This is a genomic window from Marinobacter nitratireducens, assembly GCF_000708045.1.
Classification (GTDB): Bacteria; Pseudomonadota; Gammaproteobacteria; order Pseudomonadales; family Oleiphilaceae; genus Marinobacter; species Marinobacter nitratireducens.
The window spans coordinates 472,853-484,457 of the sequence record NZ_ANIE01000007.1 but is presented as its reverse complement, the minus strand read 5'-3'; the positions used below and the strand labels follow the sequence as shown (position 1 = coordinate 484,457).

10 protein-coding genes are annotated in these 11,605 nt (G+C 57.4%); 7 read left to right on the top strand and 3 right to left on the bottom strand.

From position 1 onward, the window contains the following. Positions 1-30: 30 nt before the first annotated feature. The 7 genes from D777_RS13395 (at position 31) to D777_RS13365 (ending at position 7,942) form a co-directional block, all read left to right on the top strand. Positions 31-1,713 (top strand): diguanylate cyclase, encoded by a 1,683-nt coding sequence (locus D777_RS13395; protein WP_036132968.1) that lies wholly within the window; start codon positions 31-33, stop codon positions 1,711-1,713. Next, the gene (locus tag D777_RS13390) at positions 1,701-2,879 is read left to right on the top strand and encodes a response regulator (protein ID WP_051669097.1); all 1,179 of its coding nucleotides are present in this window, start codon (positions 1,701-1,703) and stop codon (positions 2,877-2,879) included. The genes D777_RS13395 and D777_RS13390 overlap by 13 nt, the downstream gene beginning before the upstream one ends. Continuing rightward, the gene (locus tag D777_RS13385; RefSeq protein ID WP_036132967.1) at positions 2,872-3,267 is read left to right on the top strand and encodes a response regulator; all 396 of its coding nucleotides are present in this window, start codon (positions 2,872-2,874) and stop codon (positions 3,265-3,267) included. The genes D777_RS13390 and D777_RS13385 overlap by 8 nt, the downstream gene beginning before the upstream one ends. Before the next feature lie 76 nt (positions 3,268-3,343). Continuing rightward, entirely contained in the window at positions 3,344-3,664 is a 321-nt protein-coding gene (locus D777_RS13380; RefSeq protein ID WP_036132966.1) for a DUF2288 domain-containing protein, read from the top strand. 45 nt (positions 3,665-3,709) lie between these two features. Next, entirely contained in the window at positions 3,710-4,618 is a 909-nt protein-coding gene (locus tag D777_RS13375) for a lysine exporter LysO family protein (protein ID WP_036132965.1), read from the top strand. 100 nt (positions 4,619-4,718) lie between these two features. Then, positions 4,719-5,678, top strand: coding sequence for an ABC transporter substrate-binding protein (locus D777_RS13370; protein ID WP_036132964.1), 960 nt, complete (start codon positions 4,719-4,721; stop codon positions 5,676-5,678). Then, positions 5,675-7,942, top strand: a complete 2,268-nt coding sequence (locus tag D777_RS13365) for a PhnD/SsuA/transferrin family substrate-binding protein (RefSeq protein ID WP_051669096.1) — start codon at positions 5,675-5,677, stop codon at positions 7,940-7,942. The genes D777_RS13370 and D777_RS13365 overlap by 4 nt, the downstream gene beginning before the upstream one ends. Positions 7,943-7,952: 10 nt before the next feature. Here the strand turns inward: D777_RS13365 and D777_RS13360 are convergent, their stop codons facing one another. From D777_RS13360 to D777_RS13350, 3 genes are read right to left on the bottom strand one after another with little or no spacing between them, the layout of a single operon-like run. Further along, positions 7,953-9,533, bottom strand: a complete 1,581-nt coding sequence (locus D777_RS13360) for a Na/Pi cotransporter family protein (protein WP_036132962.1) — start codon at positions 9,531-9,533, stop codon at positions 7,953-7,955. Between the two features lie 13 nt (positions 9,534-9,546). Beyond that, positions 9,547-10,755, bottom strand: coding sequence for an HD-GYP domain-containing protein (locus tag D777_RS13355; protein WP_036132960.1), 1,209 nt, complete (start codon positions 10,753-10,755; stop codon positions 9,547-9,549). Continuing rightward, on the bottom strand, positions 10,752-11,561 hold the full coding sequence (locus tag D777_RS13350; RefSeq protein ID WP_036132959.1) for a TatD family hydrolase: 810 nt from the start codon (positions 11,559-11,561) through the stop codon (positions 10,752-10,754). The genes D777_RS13355 and D777_RS13350 overlap by 4 nt, the downstream gene beginning before the upstream one ends. Positions 11,562-11,605 lie beyond the last annotated feature (44 nt).

Here is an 11,605-nt window from a genome sequence, read left to right as displayed (position 1 = left end):
TACTTAGTCCCTTATCCGGATTGAGCAGTTATGGCAGATCAAAACAGCGCGGATGTGGCAAGGAAGCTGGCTCTGCTGAAAATGCGGTTCAGAGAGAAGGCGCTTTGCGCGCTGAGTTCGCTGCAACAATCGTTGAGTCGGGTGCATTCTTCCGGAGTGGATTCCGGTGAAATACTCTCGGCTTACCAATCCTTGCACCGTCTGGCGGGTTCTGCGGGTACCTTTGGGTATTCGGCGCTGGGGCGGGAAGCACGGGAACTGGAGCAGATCATAAAGCCCTTTGTCGAGAAGGCGCCTGGTACCCATGATGATGTCAGCCAGTTTCTGGACCAGTCGTTCATGCGCCGTGTTGAGGGTTTGTCGGACATGGTTTCCGGCGGTGGATCAGAGAGCACTCCGACCGGTTCAGCGTTGGAAGAAGGGCTAAGAGACGTTGCCGAGCCAATGGTTGTCCTCGTTGAGCCGGAGCCAGACAGGGCGCGCTCCCTGGCCTCGGCACTGACCCATCATGGTTTTATCATTCACAGTTACTCTGGACTGTTGGATGTGCCGGAAAGGGTCCTTGTTGATGCCTCGGCCGTGCTGGTGCGAGACAGTCTGTTTTCTGCAGGCGGTAACACGTTCGGAACCGACGTCACGCTTCCCCCCATTATCTGCGTTGGCTCAGTTGACGGTTTTGATGACCGCTACAAGCTGGCGGAGAATGGCGCCGATGGCTTTTTTCCAGAGCCTGTCGATGTACCGCTGCTCGCGGATTACATCGAGCGCCTGATCGGCGAGCGTCTTGAACTGGGTAAGGGACGTGTGCTGATCGTCGATGATGATCCGGAGTTGTTGGAGCATTATGGTCTGGTGCTGGAAGACGGGGGCATGAACGTTCACAAGGTCCGGTCACCCTCTGAACTGTTGGGCGCTCTCTCGGAATTTCAGCCGGATCTGGTGCTGATGGATGTGCAGATGGGGCATTACAGTGGCCCGACGCTGGCGAGAATGCTTCGTTTTGATCCGGAGTGGGTCGGGCTGCATATCATTTTTCTCTCCTCCGAAGATGATCGTGAGTTTCAGGTTGATGCTCTGTCCAAAGGTGGCGATGTATTTCTTACCAAACCGATTTCTGACAGCTTCCTGCTTCGGGCGGTCAGGGTAAAATGCAACAGGGCCAGACAGCTGGCTAAACTGGCATCGAGAGACAGTCTTACCGGGCTGCTCAAACATTCGTTGGTAAAACAGGAAGTGGGCAAGGAGCATTCGCGTTGTCGCCGGTTTGGACAGGATTCCGTCGTCGCAATGCTGGATCTGGACCACTTCAAGCTGGTCAATGACCGCTTCGGGCATCGAACTGGCGACCTTGTCATCAAGGGACTGGCGAACCTGCTTCGACATCGCCTGCGCAAGACCGATGTGATTGGCCGGTATGGAGGCGAAGAGTTCCTCGTGGTGATGCCGGATTGTTCTCTGGAGAATGCCGTTGAGGCATTACAGGCGGTTTGTGAGCAGATGCGCAGAATCAGTTACACCTCAAAGGGCCAGGAGTTTTTTGTGACCGTGAGCATCGGCCTGGCGCCGCTGGCAGCGTTTGAGAATGGGGAAGAGGCCATTGAAGCCGCCGATCAGGCGCTGTACGTTCAAAAGTCCAGAGGGCGTAATGGCGTGTCGGTATTTGGCGAAGCGGACATTGGCTCAGCAGGGAAGGTTGTCCAGTGCACGTCCTGATCGTTGAAGACGACGACCTGATGGCGGATCTGCTGGAGACCGTTGTTGCCGGTCTTCACCCGGCTTTGAGGATATTCCAGGCGCCTACCGTCAGCGACGCCCACCAGCTGTGGGAGTCCCAGAATCCGGAGCTCTATATTATCGACTGGACGCTACCAGATGGTTCGGGCCTGGCTCTGTTGCGGGATATACGTGCTGTGGACAAGCAGGTGCCTGTGGTGATGATCACCGCCCGGGCGGACCGGGAGTCGATTCTCAAAGCGGCCCACTACGGTATCAGCGGCTATATCAGTAAACCCTTTGATGTCGAGATGCTGCACAATCGGCTACTGGGCATGATCGGGGACAAGCTGCCACCCGAAACGTCGAACAGAACGCTCGCCGAGAGTCTTTCGGAGGGGCTTGAGTCCGGAATTCACGTTTCGGGGCGCCTGGATGTTGGTGGGATTCTCGCTTTGCTTGAGCGTGCGTCGGACATCTCCGGGGCCCAGTTGGCAGACCGCTGGCAGAAGGAGGTCGCACTGTGCGCCCGGCTGCTGGAAGTGGCAAACCGGTCGTCGTTCCGCCGCACCGGGGAGCCGGTGAGCAGTGTTCGTGATGCAATCTCGGTGATGGGGGTGCCGATGGCGCTGAGCCAGGCATTGGCCATGGCCCTGAACGTCGCCTCCGATTTCACCACCGATTCATTGCGGGACTGCGCTGCCCGATTCCAGTCGCAGGCAGAGGCCGTTGCCGCGGAAGCCCAGAAGATTGCCCTTGCCATGGGAAAGCGAGGCCCCGAGTTCCAGACCGCGGGCCTGTTGAGTCGGGTGGGGGAACTGGCGGTGCTGAAAGTTGTGGACCAGTTTATGCAGGATGGTGGCGGCTCGGTTGGTGAAGATGAGCTTGAAACGGCACTCAAGGAATGGTCCCAGCGCTACGGAAACCAGCTCAAGGTGCAGTGGAGGTTGCCCCTGGAACTGAGGCAGATGATTGGGGCGGTTCACGCACTGTCGCGGGAGAATGTGACCCAGAACCACATGGTGATGCGGGCCGCAGGTTTAATGGCTGGGCCCGGTGACAAGCACCCAGACTGTTCAAAGATTATGCGGCATCTGGGGCTTGAAGAGTGGTACAAGAACTCCGTGGCAGAGCAGGCCCGTAATGAGGAACAGAACAATGTCTGACGCAGTATCGGCGTTACAGCGTATTATGCTGGTTGAGGATGAAGAGGATATCCGGGCCGTTGCCGAACTGGCCCTGGAAGCCGTTGGTGGGTTTAACCTCAGAACCTGTGATTCGGGCCGAAAAGCGCTTGAACAGCTGGCCGAATTCTCCCCGCAATTGATATTGCTGGATGTCATGATGCCGGAGATGGATGGCCCCTCGACGCTCAGAGCCATCAAGGAGACCGGCGACTTTGCAGACGTTCCGGCGATTTTCATGACCGCCAAAGTGCAGCCGGAGGAGGTCAATGAATATCTGTCTCTGGGGGCCGTAGCGGTCATTCCCAAGCCTTTTGACCCCATGACACTCTCGGATCGTATCCGGGAAATCTGGGAAGGGCTGGCATGACCGGAGGCGGACGCTGGCCTCGGCGTTGGTGATTCGGTTACCCTACGCGGCCTGAATAGTTGAGTTGAGGCTTCCCATGTTGTCCAGTCATTCCCCCGATGATCTGAAATCCAAGCTGAATCTGGAGACCTCCCGCATACGCTGGCACGAGTTGCAGACCTACTTTGCGCGTGGTCAGGTTGTTCGTGTGGCCTCGGAGCTGGATCTCATTGGCGTTGCCTCCGAGCTCGCTGCAGACAATAAAGCCCAGTTTGAGCAGTGGATGTCTTCCGGCCAGGTGGGGGACGTGCCGCCCGACCTGGCGCAATCCTGGTTCGATCAGAACACCGAACTCTGGGCGGTCGTTATTGCTCCCTGGGTACTGGTTCAGGATCGTCACGACCAGAAACTTCACTGATGCAGCGTCGATACGCCTAGCCTCCCTGATGTATCAAGGACTCCCATGCTGACCGGAGCGCTGCTCATTCTTGCGCCATTGTTCCTGGGTTTTGCACTGCCACTTGAAAATCGTCGAATCATGACGGCGATTCACCATGGCGTGGAGCTTCTGGTGTATTTCATCCTTGCCCTGCTGGGGCTGGGCCTGGGGCAGATGGATGGGCTGGCGGAGCAGCTTGGAGGCATGGCCGTTCAGGTGCTGCTGCTTGTCCTGGTTCTTTTTGTATTCAATGTGTTGGGGCTGTGGACCTTCCATCGGTGTCTGCCAATGGTTCTGCAGGCGCAGAATGGCGAGTGCGACACGGGTTATCAACGGTTATTTCTAGCGGGCCTCAAACCGTTACTTGCGGTGGTGGCGGGACTGTTGGCTGGCTACTATGTGTTGCCGAAGTTGCCCATGACAGAGCAGCTTGCGACCTGGTCATTGATGCTGCTGCTGTTTCTGATTGGACTTCAACTACGTAACGCCGGCCTGTCCCTGCGGCGACTGCTGATGAATCGACAGGGGTTGGGCATTGCGTTGACGCTGGTCGCCACGTCGCTGGTTGCCGGCTGTGTCCTGATCCCTTTCCTGGCCCTGCCCTGGCATGATGTTTTGGCACTGGCCTCGGGATTCGGTTGGTACTCGCTCTCGGGTATTGTTATTGGGGATGCCCTCGGACCAGCCTGGGGCGGCGTTGCTTTCATGAATGACGTGCTCCGGGAAATCATTGCCCTGGCGATCATTCCTCTGGTGATCGCTGCGCGTCCCGCCGTTGCGATTGGCTATGGCGGGGCCACTGCCATGGATTTCACCTTGCCGGTTATCCGTAGTAGCGGCGGGCTTGAATGTGTTCCTGTCGCAATTGCCTCTGGTTTCCTGTTGTCCTTCCTCTCACCGGTACTGATGGGTGTCTTCCTGTCCCTGGGATAAATTGATCCCGTGCAATACCAAAGGCCCGTTTTTAGCTACCATTGTAGTGAGTAGTATGTTTTATTAACGGAAGTTAACCTTTTCTGGCGTAGGATCCTTAATGCACCGCCGTCAATTCCTGGGACTCTCTATCGCAGCCGGGTTGTCACTGGGCGGGTTGACGGGCTGTCAACCTGGCACGCCTTTGCGCATTGGCATCCACCCGTGGATAGGATACGAGCCGCTCTACCTGGCGGAGGAGTTCGGCTGGCTTGCCGACTCGGTGCGGCTGGTTAAGGGGCAGTCATCGACTGATTCATTGCAGGGTTTGATGGATGGAAGTCTCGACGGCGCCGCCCTGACACTGGATGAAACACTGAGATTGCATGATCACGGGGTCAATGTGGTCGTGGTGGGCGTGGCTGATGTCTCTGTCGGGGCCGATGTGGTGATGGCAGACCCCGCCATTCAGACACTGCGAGATATCAGGGGCAAGAGAGTCGCCGTGGAACTTTCGGGCGTTTCTGGCGTCATGCTGGTGGAACTGCTTCAGAGAGCGGGGTTAGAGAGAAACGACATCGTTGAAATCAATCTTCCGGTCAATGAACATCCTGAAGCCTGGCGCCGCGGTGAAGTGGATGTTTCCATCTGCTATGAGCCAACGGCGTCTGCGCTTGAAGGTCTGGGAGCCAATCGCCTGTTTGACAGTCGGCAGTTGCCCGAAACGATTTTCGATGTTCTCGTAGTCCGACAGGAAAAAGCTCGTAGTCGTAAAGCTGCGGTAAAGGATCTGCTGCAGGCGCACTTTGCAGGCCTTAATCACCTGGTTCGCAATCAGCATGATGCGATTTATCGAGTGGCGACCCGTCAGAATATCTCGGTGGATGCGGTACGCAGAGCTCTGGCCACCGTTGCCTTGCCGGACCTGACGGCTAATCAGCGTTACCTTGCGCCCACCGGTCGCCTGGAGGCCGTGGTACTGAAACTTGCCCATATCATGTCGTCTGAAGGACTGATTTCGGAGGTTCCCCTGAATTATCGTTTTTGCGATGCCTCCTTTTTGCCCAGGAGTGTTGCTTGAGGTCGTTCCTGCTCCTTTTTTTCCTGTTATCCAGTGTTTTTCCTATTCCGGTCTCTGCTGATCATGCGCTGACGTTCGGGGTGTTTGCCTATCGCCCGGATGCCGTCATGGAGGAAGAGTACAAACCCATGGCGGAGTACCTGTCGAGGGAAGTGGGTGTACCGATTGAGCTGGAAATTCTGGATCAGCCGGACCTCAATCAGGCTCTGGCATCGAATCGTCTGGATTTCGTGCTGACCAATCCAAGCCACTTTTTGGTCATCCGCAGTGAACGCAGTCTGACCGGGGTCCTGGCAACCCTGGTGCGCCGCTGGGAGCAGAACCAGACTGCCAGTCTCGGTGGTGTGGTGGTTACGCTTGCCGAAAGAGAGGATATCGCCACCCTGGAGGACCTCGCCGGTCAGACAATTGCGTCGCCGGGCATATTTTTCCTGGGGGGGTACCAGGCGCAGATGCTGGAACTTCGTGAGGCCGGCGTCCGTGCCAGGGATATTCGCAGAGTTAAACAGCTGAGTCGCCATGACCGGGTTATCCAGGCGGTTCTGTCCGGTGATGTGGATGCGGGATTTGTCCGGACCGGGATCATCGAGCAGATGGCCCTTGAGGATCCGGATTTGCCGAATCGGTTGAAGGTTATTCATCCGCAGAACCTTTCCGGGTTTCCGTTCCGGGTCTCAACCCGGCTTTATCCGGAATGGCCACTGGCGGCCTTGCCGCATGTGGATAGCGCTGTTGTGCGCAAGGTGGCTTCTGCGCTGTTTGCGTTGGAACGAACTGACCCTGCGGCGGTCGCTGCCGGCATCGCGGGCTTTGCTCCGCCAATGGATTACCAGTCAGTTGAAGATCTGGCGCGCACCCTTCGTATCCCGCCTTATGACCAGGTTCCGATGGTGACCTGGGTGGATGTGATCCATCAGTATCGGCTGTGGGTGTTCACGATTGTCGTGCTGGTCATTCTGCTGATCGCCTCATCACTATGGCTGGGGCGTCGCAAGCGGATGATTGGCGTTGAGCAACGACGGCAGCGGCGAATGATTCTGGGCTGGCCCCAACCCATGCTGGTGATCCGGGACGGGGTGTTTGTTGACAGCAACCGGGCGGCGGTGGATTTGTTACGGTATACCTCCCGGAATTCCCTGATTGGGAAAGACGTCTCCGCGTTTTCGCCCCAGGTCCAGCCAGACGGCCGAATATCCCAGCAGAAGCTCCACACCCTGATCGGACGTGCGGTTCATGGTGAGGTTCAGGCTTGTGAATGGAAGCTGGCGCGCTCCGATGGCTCGGAGGTGTGGGTGGATATGACCCTTGCGCCGATTCATGAGAAAGGGGAACCGGAGCCACTGATACTTTGTTCCTGGTACGACATTACCCGGCGCCGGAATGCCGAGCAGCGCCAGCGTCTCGCAGCCAGCGTCTTTGATCATGCTCGTGAAGCCATTTTCATTACCGATGCCCACGGTACGGTGATTGATGTCAATGATGCCTATGCTGGCATCACCGGGCGTTCCCGGGAGTCCGCCATTGGCAGTACGCCACCATTGCCAATGGAAGAGGGAAGCGGCGTGTTCCAGAGCGCCCGCCAGGATGGGTTCTGGAGCGGCGAATTTGAGGCACGTCGGGAGACGGGCGAGACCATCGTGCTTACCTTGACCATCAGCGGTGTGCGGGATGAGCATGGAGACATCGGGCACTTTGTCGGGGTGTTCAGCGATATCACAAAATCCAAAGAACAGGAGCGCAAACTGCGCCTGATGGCCCATTTCGACGCCCTGACTGGCCTGCCGAATCGGGTGCTGTTTGCGGACCGTCTCCAGCAATCGATGTCCCATGCCCGGCGCCAGGGTTTCCGGCTTGCCGTTCTCTATATTGACCTGGACGAGTTCAAGCCGGTCAACGACGCCTTCGGTCATGAGGCTGGCGATCGCCTTCTGGTGGAAGTGGCAAAACGGATGCGCCAGGCCCTCCGGGAGGAGGATACTCTGGCCCGCCTGGGCGGTGATGAGTTCTCTGCCATCGTGGTGAATGTCGGCGATGAGGCTGCCCTGGAGAGCCTGCTGTCACGGTTGTTGGAAATGGTTTCGGCACCTGTGTGGGTCAGCAATCATAGCGTTGAAGTGTCGGTCAGCGTGGGTTACACCCTGTACCCGCAAGACGGTACGGATCTGGATGGTGATCAGCTACTCCGACAGGCAGATCAGGCCATGTACAGGGCCAAGCATCTGGGTAAGAATCAATCCTGCCGTTTCAGTGAGGGTAAGGTCTGAACGGAAGTCTTCAGTTGCCATTGGGGCTGGCCGTATACCATTGTAGCGACTTGAACCATTGATCCGTCAACCTGCGAACCCCGCTTAGCTCATCCAGAAGTCTTTCGCCCAGAGAGGTGGGAATGTCTGTTCGGACCACCATGTCGAGCAATCGGGCTTTCAACTGGTGATACTCCAGCTCCGTTTGCTCAAGCGTGGCCGACAACGGCTTCTCCCCGGAGAACAGCACCCTCAGGGTTGTCAGGTATTGATCTATGATTTCCGCGACCGCGTGTAGCTCCGTTCGATGCCTGCTGGCTTTCAGACCGATCAATGAAGGGGTCAGCGTTGTGACTTCGGCCAGGTACCGACAGGTACGGATGCTGAGGCTCAGGCTGTCCACGATGCTCGGATGCATCTCTTCTGCACGGACTCTGGATACATAGTCATTGATTGACTGATTCAGAGCCGTGGCGGCCTCGATTTTTGCCCGGATATGTTCGGGTTTGAGTCCCTCCCGATCAATGCAGACCCGTAGCAGTCCCCGCACGTGGCCAATGAGGCGTTTCATTTCCTGATCGACTGCGCTTGCGGCCAGTGCCGGGGTTGTCACCAGCGTGCTGTCGAGATATTTGGGTTCGGCGTGGTCCTCTTCCTTGCTGCGGAAGCGGCGACTCAGAAAATGCCCGAAACGGGGCGCCAGTGGCAGCATGATCATAGCACCCAGGAGGTTGAAGAGGGTGTGGAACAGTGCGAGAGAAACCGCCTCGTTGGTATCCAGTTCCAGCCAGTGGGTGACCGCGGCGATGGCCCAGAGCATCAATGGCAGGATGATGAGCGCGATGGCTCCGGTAACGAGGTTAAACAGCACATGCCCCAGAGCCAATCGACGGGCATTGGCGGTTGCGCTCATCACCGCAATGGCGGCGGTGGACGTGGTGCCCAGGTTGGCGCCGATGACCGCTGCTGCAGCATCTTCCAGCGGAAGCAAACCGCCGGCTGCCGCGCTGAGAATGATGGCCAGAGCTGCACTGGATGACTGTGTCAGCACGGTGGCAAGGAAACCGGCCAGGACGAACAGGGGCAGACCATAGTGCCGGGCAGAGAGCACAGTGCTGTCCACTCCTCCGGTCAATCCCTGGAGAGAATCCTTGAGCAGTGCCAGGGCGAGAAAGAAGAGGGCAAAGCCAGCAAGGGCCTGGCCAATGGACTTTATCCGATGCTCTGAAGCCATCAGGCGCAGGGCCATGCCAAAGGCAAGCATGGGCATGGCAAAGGCTTCAATTTTGAACCCGAAGCCAACAAGGCTGACCAGCCAGCCCGTCATGGTAGTGCCGACGTTGGCGCCAAAAACCACACCCAGGGAGTGCCCCAGGTTGAGCAGACCGGCATTGACGAAGCCGATGGTGGCTACCGTTACCGCGCTTGAGGACTGAACGATGCCGGTGATCAGTACCCCGGCGGCAAAGCCCCGGAGCGGTGTGCGGGTCCAGGTGCCAAGCAGATGTCGCAGGTGGTGGCCGGCGGCGCTCTTGAGCCCGTCGGTCATCATCTCCATGGCCAGCAGGAACAGTGCGAGGCCACCTAATACCTGGAATATGGACTCTGTCATGGTGGCCGGCTCTTCAGGTCATGAACTTGCGTATGTCGATCTTGTAGTCGTCCGGATCGACCGAGCGAAGAATGCGGTCCTGGGTGCCGGGCCTGGCGAGATCGATGGTCTCCACCGGAATCGGCAATCGAAATTTGGTGTTGTACATCACCCTGACCACAGGCAGCCGCTGGTCGTGCTCGTTGGCTTCCACGACTGCGGCCAGTCGACCGCTTTCCAAAAGCACGAGAGAGCCTACCGGGTAAAGGCCGATACAGCGAATGAATTGTTTGACCAGAACCGGATCGAGATGATCGCCGCTCCATTCCAGCAGTTTTTTCAGCCCCTGCGTCGGTGTCATGCCCTTGTGGTAGACCCGGTCAGCCGTGATGGCATCGTAGACGTCGGTAATGGCGACCATTCGTCCATACACCGAGATTTCCTCGCCTTTGAGGCCTGCGGGATAGCCGCTGCCGTCCATCCGCTCGTGGTGCTGAGCGGCCGTCATGACCGTCAGTTCGCCAATGCCTTCCGTCGTAGCCAGGATGTCTCGCGAGTTCCGGGCATGCAGCTTCATGACCTCGAACTCTTCGGGGCTTAGTCGTCCGGGTTTGTTGAGGATTTCGTCCGGGGTCAGAATTTTACCGAGATCGTGTAGCAGGGCACCGACAATGATCTGGTGCATGACGTCGGTTGATAATTTGCGATAGTTGCCGAACAGGGACATCAGAACACTCAGGTTGACCGAGTGTTCCATCAGATAATTGTCTTTCTCGCGGATTCGCCCCAGGCAACTCAGGGCGTTAGCGTTGCGGAGAACGGAGTTCTGCAGTTCGTCGGCCAGTTGGTGGATGGGCGCCACATCCATGGCACCACCGATCTTGATGTTGTTCATGAATTCACCCACCAGCCCCTGGGCCTGGTTGTGAATCTGTTGAGCCCTCACGATTTCTTCCGCCATCGGGACGTGTTGCTGCAGACCGGGCGGAGCCTCGCCAGCCTCCATCAGCGCCGATTCGTTGCGTCTGTCAACATCGGCCACGGGTTCGCCGTCCTGGCAGTCGAGCCCTTTTGATACGTCGATATAGACGAATTTGACCCCCATATCACGAACCTTGGCGATGGTTTCCTCTTTTTTGATCACACCGCGTTTGCGACGGGTATTATGAGGAATCCAGTCGTTGTTCAGGTCGGTGATGTACATGCCGACCTTGAGTTCGGAGATGGGGATGCGTTTGATCATCGTTCCGGGAAAAACGTCCTCAGACTGTTGCTATAGGTCTTGGTCAGGACTTCTGCCAGATCGAGCCCTTTGACCTCAGCGATCTGCTCCGCCACAAAGGGAAGGTAGAACGGCGCGTTTTCGCGTCCCCGATAGGGAACGGGCGTGAGAAATGGCGAATCCGTTTCCAGCAGTATCTGGTCAATGGGCGTCATCCGGACAATGTCGCGCACATTCTCGGCTTTGTTAAAGGTCGTAATGCCATTGAAGCCAAGGCACCAGCCGTTGTCCAGTGCGTATCTGGCAAGACCGGGGCCGGATGTGAAGCTGTGGATGACACCGCGCCGGGTGAGTGTATTTTCGAATTCGCGAAGAATATCGATGGTGTCTTCATCGGCTTCACGGCTGTGGATAACGACCGGACGATCGGTATCGCAGGCGATCTGCAATTGCCGGCGGAAGACCGAGCGCTGCACCTCCCGGTCTGAATTGTCATAGAAGTAGTCCAGGCCGATCTCACCGACGGCGACAATCTTGTCGTCTCCCACGTGAGCGCGAATTTCGGCTTCCACGGCATCAGAGTAGCTTTCGGCATCGTGTGGATGGATTCCCTGGGTGCCATAGACCCACGGGGCTACCTGGCTGAGTTCGCGAACCCGGGCGAGATTGTCTGGTGACACCGCAATGGTAATCACCCTCTCAATGTTCACATCCCGGGATAGGGAGAGGGTTTCATCCAGGGGCCGATCCTTGAGGTAATCAAGGTGGCAGTGGGTTTCGATGATCGGCTGATCGAAGACCGGAATTTCGCGACGTTTCTTGCTCATGGGCAGGGGGTCAACTCCATCGCAGCACCACGGGTGCTGCTATC

Excerpts from the sequence above, each read along its gene's own strand:
- D777_RS13395 (WP_036132968.1), top strand. The coding sequence starts at position 31 with ATGGCAGATCAAAACAGCGCGGATGTGGCAAGGAAGCTGGCTCTGCTG.
- D777_RS13385 (WP_036132967.1), top strand. The coding sequence starts at position 2,872 with ATGTCTGACGCAGTATCGGCGTTACAGCGTATTATGCTGGTTGAGGAT.
- D777_RS13380 (WP_036132966.1), top strand. The coding sequence starts at position 3,344 with ATGTTGTCCAGTCATTCCCCCGATGATCTGAAATCCAAGCTGAATCTG.
- D777_RS13375 (WP_036132965.1), top strand. The coding sequence starts at position 3,710 with ATGCTGACCGGAGCGCTGCTCATTCTTGCGCCATTGTTCCTGGGTTTT.
- D777_RS13370 (WP_036132964.1), top strand. The coding sequence starts at position 4,719 with ATGCACCGCCGTCAATTCCTGGGACTCTCTATCGCAGCCGGGTTGTCA.
- D777_RS13360 (WP_036132962.1), bottom strand. The coding sequence starts at position 9,533 with ATGACAGAGTCCATATTCCAGGTATTAGGTGGCCTCGCACTGTTCCTG.
- D777_RS13355 (WP_036132960.1), bottom strand. The coding sequence starts at position 10,755 with ATGATCAAACGCATCCCCATCTCCGAACTCAAGGTCGGCATGTACATC.
- D777_RS13350 (WP_036132959.1), bottom strand. The coding sequence starts at position 11,561 with ATGAGCAAGAAACGTCGCGAAATTCCGGTCTTCGATCAGCCGATCATC.